The 21,838-nt window shown below is 73.5% G+C and carries 20 protein-coding genes and 1 pseudogene; 7 read left to right on the top strand and 14 right to left on the bottom strand.

Annotated features, from left to right (window positions below):
• Positions 1–15: 15 nt before the first annotated feature.
• Positions 16–1,269, bottom strand: coding sequence for a two-component system sensor histidine kinase PhoR (phoR, locus tag LUZ64_RS13400; RefSeq protein ID WP_095582340.1), 1,254 nt, complete (start codon positions 1,267–1,269; stop codon positions 16–18).
• A gap of 203 nt (positions 1,270–1,472) precedes the next feature.
• Between phoR and phoU the strand changes: the two genes are divergently transcribed.
• The gene (phoU, locus tag LUZ64_RS13395) at positions 1,473–2,162 is read left to right on the top strand and encodes a phosphate signaling complex protein PhoU (RefSeq protein ID WP_095582341.1); all 690 of its coding nucleotides are present in this window, start codon (positions 1,473–1,475) and stop codon (positions 2,160–2,162) included.
• A gap of 359 nt (positions 2,163–2,521) precedes the next feature.
• On the opposite strand, the gene LUZ64_RS13390 is transcribed toward phoU, so the two are convergent.
• Complete coding sequence (locus tag LUZ64_RS13390) at positions 2,522–3,268, bottom strand: class F sortase (protein ID WP_095582342.1); 747 nt, start codon at positions 3,266–3,268, stop codon at positions 2,522–2,524.
• Positions 3,269–3,287: 19 nt separating this feature from the next.
• On the bottom strand, positions 3,288–4,055 hold the full coding sequence (locus tag LUZ64_RS13385; RefSeq protein WP_211305069.1) for a hypothetical protein: 768 nt from the start codon (positions 4,053–4,055) through the stop codon (positions 3,288–3,290).
• Positions 4,056–4,409: 354 nt separating this feature from the next.
• Here LUZ64_RS13385 and LUZ64_RS13380 point away from each other — a divergent pair, with 354 nt between their 5' ends.
• Positions 4,410–4,616, top strand: coding sequence for a hypothetical protein (locus LUZ64_RS13380; protein WP_095582343.1), 207 nt, complete (start codon positions 4,410–4,412; stop codon positions 4,614–4,616).
• Between the two features lie 120 nt (positions 4,617–4,736).
• On the opposite strand, the gene LUZ64_RS13375 is transcribed toward LUZ64_RS13380, so the two are convergent.
• Positions 4,737–5,498 carry a phosphoglyceromutase gene (locus tag LUZ64_RS13375; RefSeq protein ID WP_087930494.1) on the bottom strand — a complete coding sequence of 254 codons (762 nt, stop codon included), beginning with the start codon at positions 5,496–5,498 and terminating at the stop codon, positions 4,737–4,739.
• A 165-nt stretch (positions 5,499–5,663) separates the two neighbouring features.
• Here LUZ64_RS13375 and LUZ64_RS13370 point away from each other — a divergent pair, with 165 nt between their 5' ends.
• Positions 5,664–7,046, top strand: coding sequence for an MDR family MFS transporter (locus LUZ64_RS13370; protein ID WP_232390474.1), 1,383 nt, complete (start codon positions 5,664–5,666; stop codon positions 7,044–7,046).
• Between the two features lie 285 nt (positions 7,047–7,331).
• Here the strand turns inward: LUZ64_RS13370 and LUZ64_RS13365 are convergent, their stop codons facing one another.
• Together LUZ64_RS13365 and mshA are read right to left on the bottom strand one after the other, a co-directional pair.
• Positions 7,332–7,835, bottom strand: coding sequence for a type III secretion system chaperone family protein (locus LUZ64_RS13365; protein WP_095582345.1), 504 nt, complete (start codon positions 7,833–7,835; stop codon positions 7,332–7,334).
• Positions 7,828–9,189, bottom strand: coding sequence for a D-inositol-3-phosphate glycosyltransferase (gene mshA / locus LUZ64_RS13360; protein ID WP_232390475.1), 1,362 nt, complete (start codon positions 9,187–9,189; stop codon positions 7,828–7,830). Before mshA ends, LUZ64_RS13365 begins: the two co-directional genes overlap by 8 nt.
• A 181-nt stretch (positions 9,190–9,370) precedes the next feature.
• On the opposite strand from mshA, the gene LUZ64_RS13355 reads away from it, so the two are divergent.
• Positions 9,371–10,177 carry a class I SAM-dependent methyltransferase gene (locus tag LUZ64_RS13355; protein ID WP_232390476.1) on the top strand — a complete coding sequence of 269 codons (807 nt, stop codon included), beginning with the start codon at positions 9,371–9,373 and terminating at the stop codon, positions 10,175–10,177.
• Positions 10,178–10,600: 423 nt separating this feature from the next.
• Here the strand turns inward: LUZ64_RS13355 and LUZ64_RS13350 are convergent, their stop codons facing one another.
• Positions 10,601–11,026 carry an NUDIX hydrolase gene (locus tag LUZ64_RS13350; protein ID WP_232390477.1) on the bottom strand — a complete coding sequence of 142 codons (426 nt, stop codon included), beginning with the start codon at positions 11,024–11,026 and terminating at the stop codon, positions 10,601–10,603.
• Positions 11,023–12,207 carry a CHAD domain-containing protein gene (locus LUZ64_RS13345; RefSeq protein WP_232390478.1) on the bottom strand — a complete coding sequence of 395 codons (1,185 nt, stop codon included), beginning with the start codon at positions 12,205–12,207 and terminating at the stop codon, positions 11,023–11,025. Before LUZ64_RS13345 ends, LUZ64_RS13350 begins: the two co-directional genes overlap by 4 nt.
• Here LUZ64_RS13345 and LUZ64_RS13340 point away from each other — a divergent pair.
• Entirely contained in the window at positions 12,206–12,358 is a 153-nt protein-coding gene (locus LUZ64_RS13340; RefSeq protein ID WP_170116962.1) for a hypothetical protein, read from the top strand. The two genes, LUZ64_RS13345 and LUZ64_RS13340, sit on opposite strands and share 2 nt — an antisense overlap.
• On the opposite strand, the gene LUZ64_RS13335 is transcribed toward LUZ64_RS13340, so the two are convergent.
• The 5 genes and pseudogenes from LUZ64_RS13335 to mshD all read right to left on the bottom strand — a co-directional run bounded on the left by LUZ64_RS13335 (position 12,344) and on the right by mshD (position 18,935).
• A complete protein-coding gene (locus tag LUZ64_RS13335; protein ID WP_372472061.1) occupies positions 12,344–14,818 on the bottom strand; it encodes an RNA degradosome polyphosphate kinase in 2,475 nt (824 codons plus the stop codon). The genes LUZ64_RS13340 and LUZ64_RS13335 overlap by 15 nt on opposite strands.
• A 389-nt stretch (positions 14,819–15,207) precedes the next feature.
• The gene (locus LUZ64_RS13330; protein WP_095581415.1) at positions 15,208–16,263 is read right to left on the bottom strand and encodes an ABC-2 membrane transporter-related protein; all 1,056 of its coding nucleotides are present in this window, start codon (positions 16,261–16,263) and stop codon (positions 15,208–15,210) included.
• Complete coding sequence (locus LUZ64_RS13325) at positions 16,260–17,198, bottom strand: ABC transporter ATP-binding protein (RefSeq protein ID WP_095581416.1); 939 nt, start codon at positions 17,196–17,198, stop codon at positions 16,260–16,262. Before LUZ64_RS13325 ends, LUZ64_RS13330 begins: the two co-directional genes overlap by 4 nt.
• Before the next feature lie 305 nt (positions 17,199–17,503).
• Positions 17,504–17,905, bottom strand: a pseudogene (locus LUZ64_RS13320) (GntR family transcriptional regulator); the annotation flags it as partial.
• 106 nt (positions 17,906–18,011) lie between these two features.
• A complete protein-coding gene (mshD, locus tag LUZ64_RS13315) occupies positions 18,012–18,935 on the bottom strand; it encodes a mycothiol synthase (RefSeq protein ID WP_095581417.1) in 924 nt (307 codons plus the stop codon).
• A gap of 235 nt (positions 18,936–19,170) precedes the next feature.
• Between mshD and LUZ64_RS13310 the strand changes: the two genes are divergently transcribed.
• Together LUZ64_RS13310 and LUZ64_RS13305 are read left to right on the top strand one after the other, a co-directional pair.
• A complete protein-coding gene (locus LUZ64_RS13310) occupies positions 19,171–20,988 on the top strand; it encodes a bifunctional metallophosphatase/5'-nucleotidase (RefSeq protein ID WP_095581418.1) in 1,818 nt (605 codons plus the stop codon).
• A 250-nt stretch (positions 20,989–21,238) separates the two neighbouring features.
• Positions 21,239–21,448, top strand: a complete 210-nt coding sequence (locus tag LUZ64_RS13305) for a hypothetical protein (protein WP_095581419.1) — start codon at positions 21,239–21,241, stop codon at positions 21,446–21,448.
• Positions 21,449–21,495: 47 nt separating this feature from the next.
• On the opposite strand, the gene LUZ64_RS13300 is transcribed toward LUZ64_RS13305, so the two are convergent.
• Positions 21,496–21,735, bottom strand: a complete 240-nt coding sequence (locus LUZ64_RS13300) for a DUF1876 domain-containing protein (RefSeq protein ID WP_095581420.1) — start codon at positions 21,733–21,735, stop codon at positions 21,496–21,498.
• Between the last annotated feature and the right edge of the window lie 103 nt (positions 21,736–21,838).

Here is a 21,838-nt window from a genome sequence, read left to right as displayed (position 1 = left end):
CTTCCCGGCCGCGGTTCACGGACGGACCTCCCGGGCGGGGAGGGAGTCGTCGGGGAAGGAAGAGATGCTTTCGTGCGGCTCCAGCAGCGTGTGGTCGCTGTAGGGGTCGCGGTCGCGCACCGCGCCGGCCTCGGGGAGCCGCAGGGTGAAGGTGGAGCCCTGGCCCTCGGCGCTCCAGACCGTGACCTCGCCGCCGTGCGAGGCGGCGACGTGCTTGACGATGGCGAGGCCGAGGCCGGTGCCGCCGGTGGCGCGGGAGCGGGCCGGGTCGACGCGGTAGAACCGCTCGAAGATCCGCTCGCGGTCCTTCTCGGAGATGCCGATGCCCTGGTCGGTGACGGCGATCTCGATGAGGTCGCCGCCGGGGGCGGTGATGTGGCGGGCGGCGATCCCCACGCGCGTGCGCGCGGGGCTGTAGTTGACGGCGTTCTCCACGAGATTGCCGAGGGCGGCGGCGAGCTGACCGCGGCTGCCCCAGACGTGCAGGTCGGCGGTGCCTCCGGCGGCCATGGTGATCTGCTTGGCGCCGGCCTGGTGGCGGCAGCGGTCGATGGCCTCGGCGACGAGCTCGTCGACCCGGACCGGCTCGGAGTCCTCCAGGGGGTCGTCGTTCTGCACCCGGGAGAGGTCGATGAGCTCCTGGACGAGGTTGGTCAGCCGGGTGGCCTCGATCTGCATCCGGCCGGCGAAGCGGTGGACGGCCTCGGGGTCCTCGGCGGCGTCCATGACGGCCTCGGAGAGCAGGGAGAGCGCGCCGACCGGCGTCTTGAGCTCGTGGCTGACGTTGGCGACGAAGTCCCGGCGGACGGCCTCGATGCGGCGGGCCTCGGTGAGATCCTCCACCAGCAGCAGGACCAGCCGGGAGCCGAGCGGCGCGACCCGGGCGGAGACCGCGAGGGCCTCGCCCCGGCCGGTGCCCCGGCGCGGCAGGTCGAGCTCGACCTGGCGTATCTCACCGTCGCGGCGGGTGTCGCGGGCCATCTGGAGCATGGGCTCGACGGCCAGCTTGCCGCCGCGGACGAGTCCGAGCGCGTACGCGGCGGAGCTGGCCTTGACCACCGCGTCGGCCTCGTCGAGGACGACCGCGGAGGAGCGCAGCACGGAGAGGACGGTGTCGACGCCGGGCGGCAGCACGGCGTCGGTGTGCAGGGAGCTGCGGGTGGGCCTGGCCTGATCGCGCTCACTCCAGCGGAACGCCAGCATGGCGATCACTCCGGTGCAGAGACCGGCGATCGCTGCCGCTGCGGCGACGGCCGCGTCCACGTTCATGAGTCCAGGTTATGCGGGGGCGACGGCACATCCACAGCCGAACGGGGGGCGCCTCGAACATACGTTGCCGAGAGTTCACCTTGAGGTCGGCGCCGGTTCACTCCTGATGTCGGCGGCCGTCGCGTTTCGGACGGAACGTGGGACCGTGGGCAGGACGTCGGATCCCTCGCCCCAGTGAATTCCCGGAGAAAGAGGTTCAGGCCATGCGGGACGCGTACCACGAGGAGCTCGACTCGATCAGCGAGAGCCTGGTCGAGATGGCACGGCTCGTGGGCTCCGCGATCGGGCGCGCCACCACGGCGATCCTGGACGCGGACCTCAAGCTTGCGGAGTCCGTGATCGCCGCGGACGCGAAGGTCGACGACCTTCAGCGGGACCTGGAGGCGCGGGCCATCGCACTGCTGGCGCGCCAGCAGCCGGTCGCCACGGACCTCCGGATCGTGGTGACGTCGCTGCGCATGAGCGCGGACCTGGAGCGCTCGGGCGACCTCGCCCAGCACGTGGCGAAGCTGGCCAGGCTGCGCTTCCCGGAGACGGCGGTCCCGCGTGACCTGCACGCCACCATCCTGGAGATGGGCCAGCTGGCCCAGCGGCTGATGGCCAAGGCCGGCGAGGTGATCATCACCAAGGACGTCGACCTGGCGCTCCAGCTGGAGCAGGACGACGACGCGATGGACCTGCTGCACCGCGCCCTGTTCCAGCACCTGATGGACGACCGGTGGAAGCACGGCATCGAGACGGCCGTGGACGTGACGCTGCTGGGCCGCTACTACGAGCGCTTCGCCGACCACGCGGTCTCGGTGGCCAAGCGGGTGGTGTACCTGGTCACCGGGGAGCACGCGGACGAGCTCACCCAGTCCGAGGGGCGCACGAGCGCGGTGGAGAGCGCGTAATCGCCCTGCGTGCTTCCATGCGCCCCATATGCGCCCGTACAAGCGTGCGTGAGAGGCATTGACGGCCGACGCGGGCAGTCCTTGACTGGGTGACAGCAGACCACCCTTCGAGGAGGTACCGCATATGACCCAGACCCCTCCTGCGGCGCAGCCCGTCAAGGCCGCGTGCACATGCGGCCCAGGCTGCTCCTGCGGCTGCCAGTCCGGCGGGCCGTGCCAGTGCGGCGGCTGCGGTTAGGCAGCCGGCGCGCATGTCACTCACGGGGAGGGGCCCCGGCCGGTCGGTCCGGCCGGGGCCCCTCTCGCGGTAGTCCTCGCGGGAGCCCTCGCGGTGGTCCTCACGCGGTACGGGCGCCCCGCTACGCCTGGCCGCTGTCGTCCTCGGCCTCCGCCTCGTCCTCGTCGTCGTCCTCCTCGCCCGCGACGGGGCTCGGGGGCTGCTTGGCCGGTGTCGCCCCGGTGAGGTAGGCGGAGACGACCACATTGGCGCTGTACGCGCGGCGTGCCTTGTCGTAGCTGCCGCCGCAGGTGATCAGCCGGAGCTCGGCGCGGTCCGGCTCGCGCGCCCCGTAGACCTTCTCCGCGTCGAACTGGTCGTTGGCGACGACCGCGATGTCCTCGATGACGAACTCGGCGACGGAGCCGTCCTGGCGGGCCACCGAGATGTGCTGGCCGACCTTGACGACGCTGAGGCCGGCGAAGACGGCGAGGGCCCGGTCGGTGTCCACGTGGCCCACGAGGACGGCGGCGCCGGCGCTGCCGGGCTGCGGCCCGTCCTTGTACCAGGCGACGGAGTTGGCCCGCTCGTAAGGCGGTGGTTCGACGCCGCCCAGCGGGTCGAGGCCGTGGCCCTCGATGGGGGCCTTCAGGCCGATGGCCTTGATGGCCAGGGCCTTGGGATCGGTCTGGGGGCCCGCCCCCGGCAGCGGGTCGTGTGCCGGGGGCAGGCCGTGCGCGGGAGAGCGGCCCTTGGCCGCGACACCGCCGGGAGCCTTGGAGAGCTCCCCCGCGGTACCGCTGCCACACAGGCACAGGGCGAGCAGCAACGCCGCCCAGGCCACTCCTGTCAGCAGGCGGCGACGGCCACCTGTGCGCGGTTCTGACATGTCGCCCGTTCTCTTCCCGTCACTGCTTGGCGGTGTTGACGCGGCGGCGGTACCAGACCATGCCGCCGACGAGGCCCGCCGCCGCGGTGGCGCCGAGGATCAGGACAGGAGCGTCGGGGACCGACGAGCCGGTCGTGGCCGCGAGCGCGGCAGCACCGCCACCCGCGTGCGAGGGGTGGTGCGGGCGGTGACCGTCGTGACGTCCGTCGTGGTCGTGGCGGCCGTCGTGGTCGTGACGCCCGTCGTCGTGGTCGTCGTGGCGACCGTCGTGGTCGTGGCGGCCGTCGTGGTCGTGACGCCCGTCGTGGTCGTGGCGACCGTCGTCGTGGTCGTCGTGACGCCCGTCGTGGTGGCCCTTGTGACCGTCGTGGTCGTCACGGCCGTCGTGGTCGTCCCAGTCGTCGTCGTGGTCGTGACGCCCGTCGTGGTGACCCTTGTGACCGTCGTGGTCGTCGTGACGTCCGTCGTGGTCGTGGCGGCCGTCGTGGTCGTGACGCCCGTCGTGGTGACCCTTGTGGCCGTCGTGCTCGTCGCAGTCGTCGTCATCGTGGTGACGACCGTCGTGGTGGTCCTTGTGACCGTCGTGGTCGTGGCGGCCGTCGTGGTCGTGACGGCCGTCGTGGTCGTGGCGACCGTCGTGATGGCCGGGGCCGTCGGTCTCGGGGACGACTCCGACCTCACCGGCCGCGGGGGCCGAGGTGCCGAAGGCGTAGGCAGGGACGACGGGGGCCGCACAGACAGCGACGACCGTCGCAGCACCGCATATGGCGGAGCGGATGGAAACCATGGTGGTACCTCCTTCAATTCACGAGGCTCACCCGGGCTCCCGGCCCGCGCATCCGCTGCGTAGCCGACTTGCTCCATTCGGTGACCGATCCACCCGTTCCGCCCGCCACCGCGACGGCCGTGCCCCCTCGGCCAAATGCGGCCCCCCGTACCAATAGCCAACAGTCGCGGATCGATCAAAAGGGGAGTCGACACGAGCAGAAAAGTGTGGCGTAAGGGTGGCGTTGGCCTGGCGAAGGGGCCTGGCGCGAAACTCGTGGCGAGCGGCCCAGGGAGCCGGGCGGCGCCGGCAAGCTGACGCCCGGCCAGGCCCTGGACCGCGGGACCCGTTCCCGAGGTGAAGGAGAGAGAGTCCATGCAGGAGCCTACTCAAGAGCCCCCCGGCTCCGACCCCTGGAAGCCCGGCTCCCCGGGCTGGCCGTTCCGGGCCGCGCTGGCCGTGGCGGCCCTCGCGGTCGGCGCGTCACTGATCATCACGAGGACGACGACCGCGTCCGAGGCGGCGCTGTTCGTCGCGCCCGCCTTCGTGATGGCCGGGACGGAGGGCAGGGGCGGCAAGTAGACCCGCGCCGGGCCCGCGCACCCGCACGCGCCCGCGCACGACGGAGCCCCCTGCCCGCGCGCGTCGCGGACAGGGGGCTCGACGTCCCCTCGGGGGGGGGACTTCAGCCGCTGCTTCGGGCTACTTCTTCTTGCCCTGGTTCTTCACGGCCTCGATGGCGGCCTTGGCGGCCTCCGGGTCGAGGTAGGTGCCGCCCGGCTTGACCGGCTTGAAGTCGGCGTCCAGCTCGTACGCGAGCGGGATGCCGGTCGGGATGTTCAGGCCCGCGATGTCGGCGTCGGAGACCCCGTCGAGGTGCTTGACCAGCGCGCGCAGGCTGTTGCCGTGGGCGGCGACCAGGACCGTGCGGCCGGCGAGGAGGTCGGGGACGATGCCGTCGTACCAGTACGGCAGCATGCGGACGACGACGTCCTTGAGGCACTCGGTCTTCGGGCGCAGCTCCGGCGGGATGGAGGCGTAGCGCGGGTCGTCGCTCTGCGAGAACTCCGTGCCGTCCTCGAGGGCGGGCGGCGGGGTGTCGTAGGAGCGGCGCCAGAGCATGAACTGCTCCTCGCCGAACTCGGCCAGGGTCTGGGCCTTGTCCTTGCCCTGGAGGGCGCCGTAGTGGCGCTCGTTCAGCCGCCAGGAGCGGTGGACGGGGATCCAGTGGCGGTCCGCGGACTCCAGCGCGAGCTGCGCGGTGCGGATGGCGCGCTTCTGGAGGGAGGTGTGGACCACGTCGGGGAGCAGGCCGGCGTCCTTGAGCAGCTCACCGCCACGGACTGCCTCCTTCTCACCCTTCTCGTTGAGGTTGACGTCCACCCAACCGGTGAACAGGTTCTTGGCGTTCCACTCGCTCTCGCCGTGGCGGAGGAGGATCAGCTTGTACGGTGCGTCGGCCATGCCCATGAGCGTAATCGACGGTAGGGGTGGCGCCGCGCGCGCTGTCCGTGATAGCGGCGGGCTACCGCCGATTGACGCAGACCCGCAAATGTCTGGCACCCCGGCCACCCGCATGAGTAAGTTGCGGCTTCGAAGGGTGACACTTACACAGCGGGGGGTTGCGGGATGTCGGTGGCGAGCGTCGGACGGGCGGTGCGGGAGAGCGTCTCGGGGCTGCCCAGGGAGTTCTGGTGGCTCTGGACCTCGACGCTGATCAACCGGCTGGGAGCCTTCGTCAGTATCTTCCTGGCCCTGTTCATCACCGTCGACCAGGGGCGTTCCGCCTCGTACGCGGGGCTCGTCGCCTCGCTGCTGGGTCTCGGCAGCGTCGTGTCGTCGATCGGCGGGGGCGTGATGACCGACCGGCTCGGCCGCCGGCCCACCCTGCTCGTCGCGCAGGCGTCCACCGCCGTGGCGGTGGCCGTGCTCGGCTTTATGACCGACCCCGTGGCCATCGCGGTCGTCGCGTTCGTGGTGGGCATGGCGAGCAACGCCTCGCGGCCCGCGGTGCAGGCGATGATCGCGGACATCGTGCCCCCGGCGGACCGGGTGCGGGCCTTCGCCCTGAACTTCTGGGCGATCAACCTCGGCTTCGCGGTCTCCTCGATCGCGGCGGGCTTCATCGCCCGCTACAGCTATCTGGCGGGCTTCCTCGGCGAGGCCGTGATGACGCTGGCCTGCGCGGTCCTCGTCTTCGTGAAGGTCCCCGAGTCCCGCCCGGCCGTGGCCGCGGAGGCCGAGCGGGCCAAGGGCGGCGGGTCCGAGGGGAGCGGGTCCAAGGGGAGCGGGGGCGGCGAGCCGGCCGTCGGCATGGGGACCGTCCTGCGGGACGGGCGTTTCATGGCCGTCGTCGGCCTGTCCTTCCTCCTCGCCCTGCTCTTCATGCAGTCGCAGGTGGCGCTGCCCGTGACGATGGCCGAGGGCGGTTTCTCCACGACCGACTACGGCACCGCCATCGCGGTCAACGGCGTCCTGATCATCGCCCTCCAGCTCCCCGTGACCCGCCTCATCGAGCACCGGAGCCCGCGGCGGCTGCTGGTCGTCGCCTCGCTCCTCGGCGGCTACGGCTTCGGGCTCACGGCCTTCGCGGACTCGCTGGCGCTCTACGCGCTGACCGTCTGCGTCTGGACCATGGCGGAGATCATCAGCTCGCCCACGCAGATGGGCCTGGTCGTCCGCCTCTCCCCGGTCCGGGGCCGCGGCCGCTACCAGGGCATGGCCACCCTCGCGTGGGCCGTGGCGGCCCTGGTCGCCCCGCTCGCGGGCGGCACGGTCATCGACCGCTTCGGGGCGGAGACGCTGTGGGCGGGGTGCGCGGTCGTGGGGACGGTGGCGGCGCTCGGGTACTGGGCGCTGATGCGGGGGCTGGAGCCGGTGGACGACGCGGCGAGCGGCGCGGGCGAAGCGGGTGCGACGGGCGGGGTGGATGCGACAGGCGGGGCGGCCGAGCCGGCCTCTCCGGCGGCGGAGCGCCCGGCTACGACGGAGCACCCGGCTACGGCGGGGTGACGCGCCGCCCCGCCGTAGCCGGGGCGGGCGGACCCGGCCCGTCCGGGGCGCCGCCCGGAGGCTGCCGGGGAAGGCCGGAGGTCCGGAGAACCAGGATCCGAGTCTTGTGGCCCGGCCCCTGAGGGGCCGGGCCCGGGCGGCCGACCCCGGGCGGTCGGCCCCAGGCGGCCGACCCCGGGCCCGGGCACACGCTTTGCCGGGGCCGGCGGCCGAAGGACTGGCGGCCGGGGCCGGGCCCCGCCATGACACGCGGACAGCCGCGCCGCACGCGCCCCAGGTCGCGTCCTAGACCCCGCCGTCGGACGCGCTCGGCTTCGTCAGGCGCGCGAACGCGTCCAGGTTCCGCGTCGACTCCCCCCGCTCCGTACGCCACGCGTACTCCTTGCGGATGGCCGTGGCGAAGCCCATCTCCAGCAGCGTGTTGAAGCTGCCGTCCGCGTGCTCCAGCACCGTGCCCAGGATCCGGTCGATCTCGTCCGGGGTCACCGCCGCGAGCGGGAGCCGGCCGACGAGGTAGATGTCGCCGAGCCGGTCGGTCGCGTACGCCACCCCGTAGAGGCGGGTGTTGCGCTCCAGGAGCCAGCGGTGCACCGCCGCGTGGTTCTCGTCGGGGCAGCGGACGACGAAGGCGTTGACCGACAGGGAGTGCTTGCCGACGATCAGCGAGACGGTCGTCGACAGCTTGCGCGTGCCGGGGAGCTTCACCACGTACGTGCCGTCGGCCGGGCTCTCCCATTCGAGCCCGGCCTCGTGGAACGTCTGCTCGATGACGGATTTGGCGTCAGACATGGTTCGAGCGTAGGCGACGACGCCGCTCGTTGATCGCCGCGGTGTACACCTCGGCCGTGGCGGCCGCCGCGGTGTCCCAGCCGAAGGAGCGCGCGTGCCGGGCCGCGGCCTCGCCCATCCGGCCGGCGAGGGCGGGGTCGTCGGCGAAGCGGCCCAGCGCCCGGCCGTAGTCGGCGGGGTCGTGGCCGGAGACCAGGAAGCCGCTGACGCCGTCGCGCACGGCCACCGGCAGCCCGCCGACGGCGGCCGCGACCACGGGTGTGCCGCAGGCCTGGGCCTCGGCGGCGACCAGGCCGAAGGACTCGCTGTACGAGGGCATGACGAGCACGGACGCGGCGCGGTACCAGTCGGCGAGCTGCTCCTGGCCGACCGGCGGGCGGAAGCGGACGACGTCGGCGATGCCCAGCCTGGCGGCCAGCTTCTGGAGGCCCTCGGGCTTGGCGAGGCCGCTGCCGCTGGGCCCGCCGACGACGGGGACGACGATGCGCGGGCGCAGCTCCGGCCGCCTGTCCAGCAGGTCGGCGACGGCGCGCAGCAGGATGTCCGGGGCCTTGAGGGGCTGTATCCGCCCGGCGAAGAGCGGTATCAGGGCGTCGGCGGGCAGACCGAGCCGCTGCCGGGCGGCGGCCCGGCCGTCGGCGGGCGTGAAGCGGTCGAGGTTGACGCCCGGGTGCACGACGGCGACCTTGCCGGGGTCGGCCTCGTAGTGGCGCACGAGCTCCTCGGCCTCGCCGTCGGTGTTGGCGATCAGCCGGTCGGCGGCCCGGACGATCTGGGTCTCGCCGATGACGCGGGCGGCCGGCTCGGGGGTGTCGCCCGCGGCGAGCGCGGCGTTCTTCACCTTGGCCATGGTGTGCATGGCGTGGACGAGCGGGACGCCCCAGCGCTCGGCGGCGAGCCAGCCGACGTGGCCGGAGAGCCAGTAGTGGGAGTGGACGAGGTCGTAGTGGCCGGGCCGGTGGCCGGCCCACGCCTGCATCACACCGTGGGTGAAGGCGCAGAGCTGGGCGGGCAGCTCCTCCTTGGCCAGGCCCTCGTAGGGTCCGGCGTCGATGTGGCGGACGAGCACGCCGGGTGCCAGCTCCACGGACGGCGGGAGCCCGCCGGCGGTGGCCCGGGTGAAGACCTCGACCTCGATGCCGATGGTGGCCAGGCGCTTGGCCAGCTCGACGATGTAGACGTTCATGCCGCCCGCGTCGCCCGTGCCCGGCTGGTGCAGGGGCGAGGTGTGGACGCTGAGCATCGCCACGCGGCGCGGCCTGCGGCCGGCGCCGAGGCGCCGGAGCGGGGTGTTGGCGAGCGTACCGAGCGCGCGGCCCCCGCGGGCGCCGAGCCTGGATGCGTACTGGCTCACCGTGCGAGTCCTCCGTCCGCCTTGGGGGCCCCTGGGGGCGTGCACCACCTGTCAACCCTCCCAACACCGACGGTGTCGGATCCCCTTCCCGCTTTGCCAAAAAGTGACGTAGCGCACCGGAGCCCTCACGGTCGGCGTGCTCGCCGCCGGGCCCGGAGTCCGCACCACTTAGGGTTCTGCCATGGCCCCCCGCACCCCTCCGCCCGGCCGTCCCGTCGGTTCGGTGACGCGCGGGACGACCAACCCCAACCGGCTGCGCCGCATGGACCGCTGGATCGCGGACGCGCACGGCGCGGCGCTGCGGGCCAGCGCGGACCCCGTCGCCGTCGACCTCGGCTACGGGGCGGCGCCGTGGACGGCCGTGGAGCTGCTGGGGCGGCTGCGCACGGTGTGCCCGGCGGCGGAGGTCGTCGGCGTGGAGATCGAACCGGCGCGGGTCGCGGCGGCGAAGCCGTACGAGCGGGACGGGCTGTCCTTCACCCACGGCGGCTTCGAGGTGCCGCTGCCGGCGGGCCGGCGGCCGGCGCTGATCCGCGCCGCGAACGTCCTGCGCCAGTACGACGAGGACGAGGTCGCCGCGGTGTGGGCCCGGCTGTGCGCGCGGCTGGCGCCGGGCGGGCTGCTCGTCGAGGGCACGTGCGACGAGATCGGGCGCCGCCACGTCTGGGTAGCGCTGGGCCCGGAGGGCCCGCGCACGGTCACCTTCGCGACCCGCCTCGGCTCTCTGGTCACCCCTTCCGACCTGGCCGAACGCCTCCCGAAGGCACTCATCCACCGCAATGTCCCGGGCGAGCCCGTGCACGCCTTCCTGCGCGACTTCGACCGGGCGTGGGCGGCGGCGGCGCCGTACGCGTCACTGAGCGCGCGGCAGCGGTGGATCCGGGCGGTGGGGGCGCTGTCGGGGGACTGGCCGCTGGTGGGCGGGGTGCGGCGGTGGCGTCAGGGTGAGGTGACGGTGCGGTGGGGGGCGTTGGCGCCGCGGGGGTAGTGACGTCGGGGTGGGACGGCGGGGCGGGCGCGCGGCGGGGCGGGCGCCTGCGGGGCGGGCGCCTCGCCTGTGGGGCGGGCGCCTGCGGCGGGCTCTTCCCCTACCCGCCCCTTCCCGGAACCGGGGCAAGCCCCCGGGCCCCCTTCCGCGCTGACGCGCGGTGGCCTCAATCGCCGGCCGGGCTGGACTTCACCCCTGCCGGAGATCGGCTTACCCCCTGCGCCAGGGGCGGGCTTCCGGCCCGTTCCGGGCACCGAATCAGCCCGTCCGGCGTTTGAGGACACCGCGCGTCAGCGCGGAACCGGGGTCCGGGGCGGAGCCTCGGTTCGGGAAGGGGCGGGGCGGGGAAAAGGCCCCGCGCAGCGGCAACCCGCCGCAGACACTCGCCTCGCCGTCCACCCCGACGTCACCACACCCCCACCGTCACGCCCCCACCCCCAGAACCTCCAGCAACGCATCCACCAGCACCCGATCCCGCCCCTCGGTAACCCACTCCCGCGCGGCCCCCGGCCCCAGCCACACCACCCGGTCCACCTCCCGGCTCACCTCGAACACCCCGCCCAGCGCCCGCGCCGCCCAGTACCGGACCTCCTTCGGGCGGCCGTCCACGACGTAGCGGGCCGTCGGCAGGGCGGGGCCGAGTTCGCACTCCATACCCGTCTCCTCCCGCACCTCGCGGACGGCGCCCGAGCGGGCGTCCTCGCCCCGTTTGAGCTTGCCTTTCGGATGGGACCAATCGTTATATTTCGGCCGGTGGACGAGAGCGATCTCCAAGGGAGCGCCGTCCAGGCCGCGGCCGGGCCGCCAGAGGACGCAGCCGGCGGCCCGGACGAGGCCCGTGGTGGTCATGGCGAGGGCAGCGCCAGCCGCTGCCAGATCCGGCCGAAGGCGTAGCGGGCGGCCTCGACCTCGTGGCGCTGGTCGGCGTGGAGGACACCCAGCGCGTAGGCCGTGGCCGGGGCGATCCGGGGCGTACGGGCCGCGGCGGCAGCGGCGGCGGCCGCCTCGGCCGCGTCGCGGTGCCGGTCCAGGGCCTGGCCCGCGCCCAGCAGCCGCACGGACAGCGTGGGCTCGGCCTCGGACGCCACATGCTCGTCCAGCACCTCCTGCGCGTACCGCCGCAGCCGCACCAGGCGGCGCACCTGGTGCCACGGCGCGTCCTGCCGCCCCTCGGCGGGCGGCGCGTCGGGGCCCGGGACGGCGGCGAGGCCGTGGGTGAGCGCCTCGGCGTTGTACGGGTGCCCCGCGACGGCCAGCGGCAGCGCCTCCGCCGCGTCCGTCAGCCGCCGGTGGGCCTGCTCGGCGAGGCACGGCAGCGCCTCCCGGGCGAGCAGGTCGTGCGCGGCCGGGTCCAGCGGCAGTTCGGAGGCCAGGACGGCCGCGGCGTCCGCTACGGCGTGGAAGCGCGAGGAACCCAGCGCCTGGAGCGCGGCCGAGTGCGCCCGCGTACGGGCCAGGGTCAGCTGCCGCTCCAGCAGTGCCCCGGCGCGCGCCGCGCCGACCGTGAGACTCCCCCCGCCCGCCGCGCTCCCCCGCGCACCGGAAACGCCCGCGAGCCCCGTCGGCCCTGCCTGACCTCCCTGCCCTGCCTGCCCCACCGGCCCCTCCGCCCCCGACAGCCGGTGCAGCGCCCCCCGCAGCCGTGCCAGCCGGGCCGCGTGGGCGTACTCACGGCCGAGCGTCTCCGACAGCCACAGCAGCTCGGAGCGGAGCGGATCCGTCCAGGTCACGTCGGTGAGCGGGCGGTACACGTGCAGCGTCCCGGCGATCCTGCGGGCGGAGCGGCGCAGCATCCGGGCCGCCTCGCTCGCGTCCTCGGCGTCGGCGCCGCTCTCCCGGTGCAGCCGCAGGCTGCGCAGGAACTCCGCGGCCTGCGCGTGCAGATAGCCCGCCAGAACGGCCCCGGCGGTCGCCTCCGCGGCCGCGGAAGGCGCCCCCCGGTCGGCCCCCCGCGCCGCACCGGCCGCCGATCCGCCGGCCGAACCGCTCACCGATCCGCCCGTCGCCCCGGTCTTCGCGCCGGTCTTCATGCCGGCCGCCGCAGTGGCCGTCGCACTGGCCGTCGCACTGGCCGTCGCACTGGCCGTCGCACTGGCCGTCGCACTGGCCGTCGTCATCACGTCCCGCCCCCCGGCGGAGTGTTCCTCGGTGACCGCGCTCGGCGGGTCATGGGGTCGCTGAGCCACGCCGGCGCCTCCGCGCGTCGATGAGCATCTCCTGTACGTTCCGCAGCGGCTGCCCGTCCGCGTCCGTCGCGTGCCGGTTCCAGTCGCCGTCCGGGCCCAGGTGCCAGGAAGCGGTGGAGTCCGACATCCCGCTCTCCAGCAGTCTGCTGAGCGCGGCACGGTGCGCGGGGTCGGTGACCCGTACGAGCACCTCGATCCGCCGGTCGAGATTGCGGTGCATCATGTCGGCGCTACCGAGCCAGACCTCCGGCTCACCGCCGTTCCCGAACGCGAAGACACGGGAGTGCTCCAGGAACCGGCCGAGCACGCTCCGCACCCGGATGTTCTCCGAGAGGCCCTCGACTCCCGGCCGCAGCGCGCAGATGCCGCGCACCCACACGTCCACCGGCACCCCGGCCCGCGCCGCCCGGTAGAGGGCGTCGACGATCGCCTCGTCCACCATCGAATTGACCTTGATGCGGATGGAGGCGGGCCGCCCCGCGCGGCGGTGGGCGACCTCGTTGGCGATGCGGGCTATCAGCCCGTCGCGCAGCGACCGGGGGGCGACGAGCAGCCGCCGGTAGGTCTCGCGACGGGAGTAGCCGGACAGCCGGTTGAAGAGGTCGGAGAGGTCGGCGCCGACCTGAGGGTCGGCGGTGAGCAGGCCCAGGTCCTCGTACAGCCGGGCCGTCTTGGGGTGGTAATTGCCCGTTCCCACATGGGAATAGCGGCGGAGCGTCTCGCCCTCCTGCCGCACGACCAGCGAGAGCTTGCAGTGCGTCTTGAGGCCGACGAGGCCGTAGACGACGTGGCAGCCGGCCTCCTCCAGCTTCCGCGCCCACTTGATGTTGGCCTGCTCGTCGAACCGGGCCTTGATCTCGACGAGGACGAGCACCTGCTTGCCGGACTCGGCCGCGTCTATGAGCGCGTCCACGATCGGCGAGTCGCCGGAAGTCCGGTACAGGGTCTGCTTGATGGCGAGGACGTCCGGGTCGGACGCGGCCTGCTCCAGGAACGCCTGCACGGAGGTGGAGAAGGAGTCGTACGGGTGGTGCAGCAGGACGTCGCGCTCGCGCAGCGCGGCGAAGATGTCGGGCGCGGACGCCGACTCGACCTCGGCGAGGTCCCGGTGGGTCCCGGCCACGTACTTGGGGTACTTGAGCTCGGGGCGGTCGAGGGAGGCGATGCGGAAGAGAGCGGTGAGGTCGAGCGGGCCGGGCAGCGGATAGACCTCGGCGTCGGAGATCTTCAGCTCGCGCACGAGCAGGTCGAGGACGTACGGGTCGATGGTCTCCTCGACCTCCAGCCGTACGGGCGGGCCGAAGCGGCGCCGCATGAGCTCCTTCTCCAGCGCCTGCAGGAGGTTCTCCGCGTCGTCCTCCTCGACCTCCAGGTCCTCGTTGCGCGTGACCCGGAACATGTGGTGCGCGAGGACCTCCATCCCCGGGAAGAGCTCCCCGAGATGGGCGGCAATGACGTCCTCCAGCGGGACGTAACGCCGCGCGGACGCCTCCAGGAACCGCGAGAGGATCGGCGGCACCTTGACCCGGGCGAAGTGGTCGTGGCCGCTGACCGGGTTGCGGACGACCACGGCGAGGTTCAGGGACAGCCCGGAGATGTACGGGAAGGGGTGCGCGGGGTCGACCGCGAGCGGGGTCAGCACGGGGAAGATCTGCTGCCGGAAGAGCGTGCGGAGCCGCTCCTGCTCCTTCTCGGTCAGCTCGCCCCAGCGGATCAGGTGGATGCCGTGTTCGGCGAGCTCGGGCGCGACGTCCTGCTGGTAGCAGGCGGCGTGCCGGGCCATGAGCTCGCGGGAGCGGGTCCAGATCAGCTCCAGGACCTCGCGCGGCTGGAGGCCGGACGCCGAGCGGGTGGCCACTCCGGTGGCGATGCGGCGCTTGAGGCCCGCCACCCGCACCATGAAGAACTCGTCCAGGTTACTGGCGAAGATGGCGAGGAAGTTCGCCCGTTCGAGGAGGGGCGTGGCGGGGTCCTCGGCCAGCTCCAGCACCCGTTCGTTGAACGCCAGCCAGCTGCGCTCCCGGTCCAGGAACCGGCCCTGCGGCAGCGGCTCGTCGTCGTACGGGCCGGCGCCCTCGTCCGCGTACGCCGCGTCGCCGTAGGTACCCAGGTCGGAGGCGTCGAGGTCGGGCTCGAGGGCCGGCACGGAGGGCGGCGCGACCGCGTACGGGCGGTGCGCGGCGATGGACCCGACGGAAGGCTGCGGGCTGCCGAAACCGGCCCCGTGCGGCCGGTCCGCCGACGGCAGGTCGCCGTGCGACGGCTTCCCGTACGACAGGTCTCCGTGCGACCGGGGGGACGGGCCGTGTGCCGGGACGCTGGAGGACTGGGTCATATCCTCATTGTTCCGCGCGGGGGCGGCGACGGGCGCGCCGGAGCGCTCTCCGCGCGGGCGCGGCGCGGTGGGGGACCTTCGTTCGGGTGCGTCGGGCACGACGGGCACGGCGGGCTGCATTCGGCAAGACTCGCAACCGCGGTTGAATCACGGGTAACGCTCACATGACGCGCAGGGAAGCGGCGGCCCACTCCGGAGCGTCACCGGTCGACGACGGCGGGGGCGGGTGCGGGGCGGGTGCGGGGCGGGTGCCGCTGCGCGGGGCCTTTCCCCAGCCCCGCCCCTTCCCGAAACCGGGGCTCCGCCCCGGACCCCGGTCCTCAAACGCCGGACGGGCTGAGTTGTCGCCCGGAACCGGGCGAATTCAGCCCGTCCGGCGCTTGAGGACACCGCGCGAAGCGCGGCCGGGGGTCTGGGGGCGAAGCCCCCGGTTACGGGAAGGGGCGGGTAGGGGAAAAAGCCGCCCGCAGGGCACCCCGGCCCCTCCTCCGGGCCCGCCCCACCCCCCCTCAGCGGGACACGCGCCGCATCCACCAGAACGCGCCCGCTCCCAGAGCCGCCGCCGCGGCCAGCGCGATGCCCGCGTGGACCCCCTGGAGCGGCCAGAAGTGAGAAGCCGGGTGGTAGTCGACGTACCAGCCGGTGGCGTTGTGCCGGGTAAGGCAGGTGCCTTCGAGCTTCTCCAGGAGGACGCAGTCGGGCTCCGGCAGCCGCCGCCCGGTGGCGGAGACGAGGCCCCGTTCGAAGCGCCAGGAATCGCCGCCCGCGAGCGCGGGGATGTCGCGGTCGAGGAGCGTCTCCGAGGCGATCAGGTGCGGGCGCACGGCGGTCAGCGGCCAGTACAGCGCGACGGCGGCCACCACCGTGCAGGCCATGGCCGGCAGCACGCGCTTGGCCAGCAGGCCGGCGAGCGCGCCGAGCCCGATCGCGGCCAGCGAGTTCGCGACGGGGACGGCCCCCAGCGCGTCGAAGGCGTCGAACCAGCGCCAGTCGACGAGCAGGGACCCGGAGCCCTCCGAACCCCCGGAGCTCGCCGAACTCACGGAGCCCACCGAACTCACCGACCGCCAGGCCCACATGTGCAGCGCCGACAGCACCGGGACACCGGCGAGCGCGGCCGCCACCGGCAGCGCGAGCTTCACCGCGAACCAGCGCGCAGGCGACACGGACTGCGTCCAGGCCATCTTGTACGCGCCCGTCTCCAGCTCGCGCGCGACGACGGGACCGGCGACGAACATCCCGAAGAGCAGCGGCAGCCAGGTGAGCAGGAGGCCGTTGTAGCGCAGGAGGTCGAAGTACTCGGCGTGGAACGAGCCGACGGCCGCGTCGGCCCGCTCGCACGCCGCCCGCCCGTGGCACTCCGACCGCAGCCCGTTCCGGTCGACGAAGGACATCATCGCGGAGCGCAGCCAGACCAGTTCGGCGCAGAACGCGAGGAACGCGGCGAGCGCGATCCAGGAGGTGAGGCGGTGCTGGCGCCAGACGACCCAGGCGAGGCCGCGCAGTCCCGCCAGGCGGCCGGCGGAGGCGGCCGCCCGGGGCCGGGAGGTGAGGCCCGTGGTCATGCGGCCTTCTTCCAGGAGGAACGCGGTTCGGCGCTGGGGGTCAGGAGCGCCGGGGCACCGGGGGCCCGGAGGTGGGCGAGGAGGACCTCCTCCAGGGACGGCTCGGAGGCGCGCCACTCCCCGGCTACGGGCCCCTCGGGGCGTACGAGCGCGGTGAGCTGACGTCCCGTGACACGCGACTCGACGACCGTGTGGGCGGCGAACTCCCGAGGCGGCCCGGCGGCCTCGTGCCTGCCGACGAGGACGGTGTGCGCGGCGAGCAGGTCCTCGACCTCGCCCGCGAGGCGCACCCGCCCGTCGGCTATCAGCAGCAGGTAGTCGCAGACCCCTTCGAGCTCGGCGAGGACGTGCGAGGCCATGACGACGGTCGTGGCGTGCTCGGCGGCCTCGGCCATGAGGGCGGCCGTCATGTCGTGGCGCGCGAGCGGGTCGAGGTCGGCCATGGGCTCGTCCAGGAGCAGCAGCGCGGGCCGCTTGCCGAGGGCGAGGGCGAGGGCCACGCGGGTGCGCTGGCCGCCGGAGAGGTCGCCGACGCGGGCCTGGAGGGAGAGGCCGCCGTCGCCGACGATCCGCTCGGCGGTGGCCCGGTCCCAGCTGCCGGGGTTGAGCTCGCGGCCCATGCGCAGGGTGTCGGCGATGGTGAAGCTGGGGTAGAGCGGCTTCTCCTGGGAGAGGAAGGCGACGTGCGGGCGGACCTCGGGGCCGCCGGGCGGGCGCCCGAAGACGGTCAGCGAGCCGGCGGTGGGCCTGCGGAGCCCGGCGGCGAGGGCGAGCAGGGTGGACTTGCCGGCGCCGTTGGGCCCGACGAGCGCGCAGACGCGGCCGGCGGGCACCCGGAAGGAGCAGTCGCGCAGCGCCGGGGCGCGGCGGTACGTCACCCCGAGGCCGACGGCCTCCAGGGCGGTGCGGTCGGGGTGGAAGGTGAGGTCGGTCATCCGGGCGTCGTCCCCTTGTCCACGTGCTGCGGGGCACGCGGAGCGTGCGGATTCTGTGGGGCGTCCGGGCCCTGGAGGGAGTCCAGGGCCTGGGAGTCCGGGGAGCGGGAACCCGAGTCCCATCGGTCCGGGGCGCCCTCGGGGTCCGGAGCGCCCTCCGGGTCCGAACGGACCGAGCGGGCCTGCGGATCCTGACGAACCTGCGGATCCTGACGAACCTGTGGGTCCTGACGGGTCTGCGAATCCTGAGCGCCAGGCGGGCCCGCGGCCCCTGGCGGGGCGTCCGGACCTCGCGGGTCCGGACGGGTCCCGGGCGCCTGGCCCGGTCCCGAGAACCCCTCCTCCAGTACGGACGCGACCAGCGCGGCCACGTCCTCCCTGTCGAGCCCGGCCGCGCGGGCGCGGTTCATCCAGTCGGCGATCTCGGCGCGCAGCGGCGAGTCGGCGGCGGCCTGCGGGCGGGCGAGCGAGCGCCGGACGAAGGTGCCGAGCCCGGGGCGCGCCTCGACGAGGCCCTCGCGGTCGAGCTCGCGGTAGGCCTTGAGGACGGTATTGGGGTTGATGGCCGTGGCCGCGACGACCTCTTTGGCCGTGGGCAGCTTGTCGCCGGGGGTCAGCAGACCCAGCCGCAGGGCCTGTTTGACCTGCTGGACGATCTGGAGATAGGTGGCGACGCCGCTGCGCCGGTCGATGCGGAACTCGACCACGCGCATCACCCTTTCACTACTTGACTAGTGAAAGGGTGATGGAAGCGCCCGACACCTGTCAAACGATGACCGTAAGGGTCACGCCCCGCAAACGGCCCGCCGCCGGTCAGCTCTCCGTGCGGTACATCAGGTCCGTCTCGTGCACGGCGAAGCCCAGCCGCTCGTAGACGGCGACGGCGGGAAGGTTGTCCGCGTCCACGTACAGCATCGCCGTGGGCAGCCCCTGGGCCGCCAGGTGGCGCAGCCCGAGGGTGGTGAGGGCCTTGCCGAGCCCGCCGCCCTGGAAGCCGGGGCGCACCCCGAGGACGTACACCTCGCCGAGGCCCTCCGCGGCGTGCACCTTGGTCCAGTGGAAGCCGACGATCCCGCCGTCCTTCTCGGCCAGGAAGAAGCCCTCCGGGTCGAACCACTCGGCGGCCTTACGGTCGTCCAGGTCGCGCTGGGTGAGCGAGCCCTGCTCCGGGTGGTGCGCGAAGGCGGCGGCGTTGAGCGCGAGCCAGGCGGCGTCGTCCTCGCCGGGCCGGAAGGCACGGACGGTGACGCCCTCGGGCAGCGCGGGCTCGGAGAGGTCCAGGCCGGCCAGCGGCCGGCGCATCTGGCGCAGCTCGCGGAAGAGGCTCAGGCCGAGCACCTGCGCGAGGTGCCGGGCGGCCGGGTGCCCGCCGTGCGCCCAGACCCGCAGCCGCTTGCCCGACTCCGCCAGCAGGGCGCTGCCCAGCGCCCGCCCGTGCCCGCGCCCGCGGTGGCCCGGGTGCACGACCAGCTCACCGGCCGGCGCCTCCACGGGGTCGCTGTCCTCCAGCTGCGCGTAGCCGACGAGCTCTCCCTCCGCGTTCCGCACCAGCACGTGCCGCACCCCGGCCCGCCGCCCCTTGAGCTGGAGCCGGCCCTGCTCCGAGACGGCCGGCTGCCCGTCCACGGCCGCGGCCTCCGACACCAGGGCCAGCACGTCCCGCGCCTGCTCCGGCGCCAGCTCCTCCAGTACCGCGATCGACCGCTGCCCGCCCACGCCATTCACCACGTCAGTCATGGGTCCGAGCCTACGGGCAGGGGGCGGCGCGGCCCGAGGTCAGTGTCGGCTGTTCAGGCGGCCGGGCCGGGCGACGGCTCCGTAAGGACGTCCGCGAGGGCCCCCGCATCCACCTCCGTAAGGACAAGCGCTACCGATTCGTCACCTCAACCCTCCTGCCACGCTACGCGCGTTGACATAGGCTGCCGCCGACCGCTGTACCCGCAGTACCTGCCAATTGCACAAAGGGGAACAAATGCACGCGCCGCCGCCCCGGAAGCGCCTCGCCAGACGGCTGACCGCGACCGCCGTCGCCCTCACCGCCACCGCCGGTGTCCTCGCCTCCGCCTCCCCGGCGAGCGCCGACACCTCGTGGGGCGGCCTGTGGCACCAGAAGCGGACCGTGGACGTCCAGCTGCTGTCGTTCAACGACCTGCACGGCAACCTGGAGCCCCCGCAGGGCTCCTCCGGCACCGTGACCGAGACGCAGGCGGACGGGACGAAGAAGGCGATACCCGCCGGCGGCGTGGAGTACCTCGCCAACTCGCTGCGCACCGCCCGTAAGGGCCACGAGTACTCGATCACCGCCGCGGCCGGCGACATGATCGGCGCCAGCCCCCTGATGACGGGCCTCTTCCACGACGAGCCCACCATCGAGGCGCTCAACAAGCTCGACCTCGACGTCACCTCCGTGGGCAACCACGAGTTCGACGAGGGCCGCGCCGAGCTGCTGCGCATGCAGAACGGCGGCTGCCACCCCAAGGAAGGCTGCTTCGAGAAGGGCAAGAAGTTCCGCGGCGCGGACTTCCCCTACCTCGCCGCGAACGTCACGGACGAGAAGACCGGCAAGCCGCTCTTCAAGCCGTACACGGTGTGGAAGCACAAGGGCGTGAAGATCGGCATCATCGGCCTCACCCTGAAGGGCACGCCGGACGTCGTCACGGCCGAGGGCGTCAAGGGCCTCAAGTTCGCGGACGAGGTCGCGACGATCGACAAGTACGCCAAGGAGCTCGACCGCCAGGGCGTGAAGTCCATCGTCACCCTCATCCACGAGGGCGGCATGCCCGCCTCCGGCTCGTACAACTTCGACTGCGACACCCCGGGCGCGGGCGCCGGCATCTCCGGCCCGATCGTGGACATCGCGAAGAAGGTCACGCCGAAGGTCGACGCCTTCGTCACCGGCCACACCCACCAGGCGTACGCCTGCACCATCCCGGACCCGTCGGGCGCGCCCCGCACGGTCACGTCGGCGGCCTCCTTCGGCCGGCTCTACACCGACACGACCCTGACGTACGACCGGCGGACGAAGGACATCGTCCGGACGCCCGTGAAGAGCCCCAAGGCCGCGAACCACATCGTGGACCGCGAGCAGCCGAAGGCGGCCGACATGACCGCCCTCATCGACCGCTGGAAGAAGCTGGCCGCCCCGGTGGCCAACAAGCCGGTCGGCTACATCTCCGGTGACATCAACGGCCGTGGCTCGGAGGCCTACGAGAAGCCGCTCGGCGACGTCATCACCGACGCGCAGCTGGAGGCGCTCGCCCCGGCGGACAAGGGCGGCGCGCAGATCGCCTTCATGAACCCCGGCGGCATCCGCTCCGACCTGGCCCACAAGGCGTCGGGCGGCGAGGGCGACGGCGTCGTGACGTACGGCGAGGCGTTCACCGTCCAGCCGTTCACCAACATGATGCAGACGAAGGACCTCACCGGCGCCCAGGTCATCGCCCTGCTCCAGCAGCAGGTCAGCGGCCCCAACGAGGCCGAGCCGAAGATCCTCCAGGTCAGTAAGGGCTTCACCTACACGCTCGACCTCACCAAGAAGGGCGCGGCGCGCGTCGACGTCGCCTCGGTGAAGCTGAACGGCACCGCGATCGACCCGGCGAAGACCTACCGCGTCGCGGCGAACGAGTTCCTCGCGGGCGGCGGTGACGGCTTCGTGGCCTTCAAGGACGGCACGAACAAGCGGGTCGGCGCCTCCGACCTGGACGTCTTCAACGCCTACCTGACGGCGCACTCCTCGGCGAGCTCCCCGCTGGCCCCGCCGAAGGCGGACCGCATCACCGTGGTGAAGTAAGCGCGGTCATGAAGTGAGCGCACGGCCGCGACGCGAGCACGGCCGTGACGCAAGCGCGGTCGCGTCCTAGCGCGTGAAGGAAGCGGCGCGCGAAGGATGTATGAGCGCCGGTGCGTGGCAACACGCACCGGCGCTCACGCGTATACGGGCGTGAGCCCGCGCCACCACGCCCCCGGCGCCCGCCGTTTGTCGGACAACCGGAGGGAAAGGACTGGCACACCCGCCACACCCGATCCCCAGGGGGAGTTCCATGACGACCACCCGGCGCGTCCTGACCGCGCTCGCCGCCACCGCCCTGCTGACCGTCGGCGCGGCGGCCCTGGCGGCGCCCGCGCAGGCGGACGTCCACGTCAACATCCTGGGAGGCATCGCCATCGTGGACACGAACGGCACGATCGACGTGGGTGCCGGAGGGGCGACGATCCTCAGCGTCCCGAACGTCCTCAACCCGCTCCTCTGACCCGGCCGGTTCCGATGGCCCGGTCGCAGCCGCGCCGCGCCGCGCCGTCAGAGCCGCTCCACCTCCGCGCCCGCCTTGGTCAGCAGCTGCTGCCCGATGTCCAGCAGCGCCCGGCCGCCCGCCAGCTCCTCCCCGATCCGCTTCTCGTCCGGATCCCGGGGATCGCGGGTGGCCTGGCCCCGGCCGCGCAGCTCGTTGCCGTCGCGCAGCCGCAGCAGCGCGGCCGCGCGGGTGTGCGTGTCGTTCTCGTCGAACTCGACTTCCACGTGCCAGCCGGCTACCTGCATGGGTGTCTCCTCCGCTGATCCTCGGCGCCGGGTACCGCGCCGGGCGCGGCACCCCCGTCCGCCGGACGGGCTTGATCTTCCTTATACCCGACATACCTACTTC

Origin of the sequence: Streptomyces albireticuli (assembly GCF_021228125.1) — a bacterium.
Classification (GTDB): Bacteria; Actinomycetota; Actinomycetes; order Streptomycetales; family Streptomycetaceae; genus Streptomyces; species Streptomyces albireticuli.
Note: the sequence above shows the minus strand (reverse complement) of the source record. Positions and strands in the feature narration are given on the sequence as shown.

Bases quoted from the DNA above. Each gene is read 5' to 3' on its own strand.
- LUZ64_RS13375 (WP_087930494.1), bottom strand. From the start codon at position 5,498: ATGGCCGACGCACCGTACAAGCTGATCCTCCTCCGCCACGGCGAGAGC.
- LUZ64_RS13345 (WP_232390478.1), bottom strand. From the start codon at position 12,207: ATGAAGACCGGCGCGAAGACCGGGGCGACGGGCGGATCGGTGAGCGGT.
- LUZ64_RS13330 (WP_095581415.1), bottom strand. From the start codon at position 16,263: ATGACCACGGGCCTCACCTCCCGGCCCCGGGCGGCCGCCTCCGCCGGC.
- LUZ64_RS13390 (WP_095582342.1), bottom strand. From the start codon at position 3,268: ATGTCAGAACCGCGCACAGGTGGCCGTCGCCGCCTGCTGACAGGAGTG.
- LUZ64_RS13340 (WP_170116962.1), top strand. From the start codon at position 12,206: ATGCCGGCCGCCGCAGTGGCCGTCGCACTGGCCGTCGCACTGGCCGTC.
- LUZ64_RS13335 (WP_372472061.1), bottom strand. From the start codon at position 14,818: ATGCAGCCCGCCGTGCCCGTCGTGCCCGACGCACCCGAACGAAGGTCC.
- phoU (WP_095582341.1), top strand. From the start codon at position 1,473: ATGCGGGACGCGTACCACGAGGAGCTCGACTCGATCAGCGAGAGCCTG.
- LUZ64_RS13305 (WP_095581419.1), top strand. From the start codon at position 21,239: ATGACGACCACCCGGCGCGTCCTGACCGCGCTCGCCGCCACCGCCCTG.
- mshD (WP_095581417.1), bottom strand. From the start codon at position 18,935: ATGACTGACGTGGTGAATGGCGTGGGCGGGCAGCGGTCGATCGCGGTA.
- LUZ64_RS13385 (WP_211305069.1), bottom strand. From the start codon at position 4,055: ATGGTTTCCATCCGCTCCGCCATATGCGGTGCTGCGACGGTCGTCGCT.
- LUZ64_RS13350 (WP_232390477.1), bottom strand. From the start codon at position 11,026: ATGACCACCACGGGCCTCGTCCGGGCCGCCGGCTGCGTCCTCTGGCGG.
- phoR (WP_095582340.1), bottom strand. From the start codon at position 1,269: ATGAACGTGGACGCGGCCGTCGCCGCAGCGGCAGCGATCGCCGGTCTC.
- LUZ64_RS13370 (WP_232390474.1), top strand. From the start codon at position 5,664: ATGTCGGTGGCGAGCGTCGGACGGGCGGTGCGGGAGAGCGTCTCGGGG.
- LUZ64_RS13380 (WP_095582343.1), top strand. From the start codon at position 4,410: ATGCAGGAGCCTACTCAAGAGCCCCCCGGCTCCGACCCCTGGAAGCCC.
- LUZ64_RS13365 (WP_095582345.1), bottom strand. From the start codon at position 7,835: ATGTCTGACGCCAAATCCGTCATCGAGCAGACGTTCCACGAGGCCGGG.
- LUZ64_RS13310 (WP_095581418.1), top strand. From the start codon at position 19,171: ATGCACGCGCCGCCGCCCCGGAAGCGCCTCGCCAGACGGCTGACCGCG.
- LUZ64_RS13355 (WP_232390476.1), top strand. From the start codon at position 9,371: ATGGCCCCCCGCACCCCTCCGCCCGGCCGTCCCGTCGGTTCGGTGACG.
- LUZ64_RS13325 (WP_095581416.1), bottom strand. From the start codon at position 17,198: ATGACCGACCTCACCTTCCACCCCGACCGCACCGCCCTGGAGGCCGTC.
- LUZ64_RS13300 (WP_095581420.1), bottom strand. From the start codon at position 21,735: ATGCAGGTAGCCGGCTGGCACGTGGAAGTCGAGTTCGACGAGAACGAC.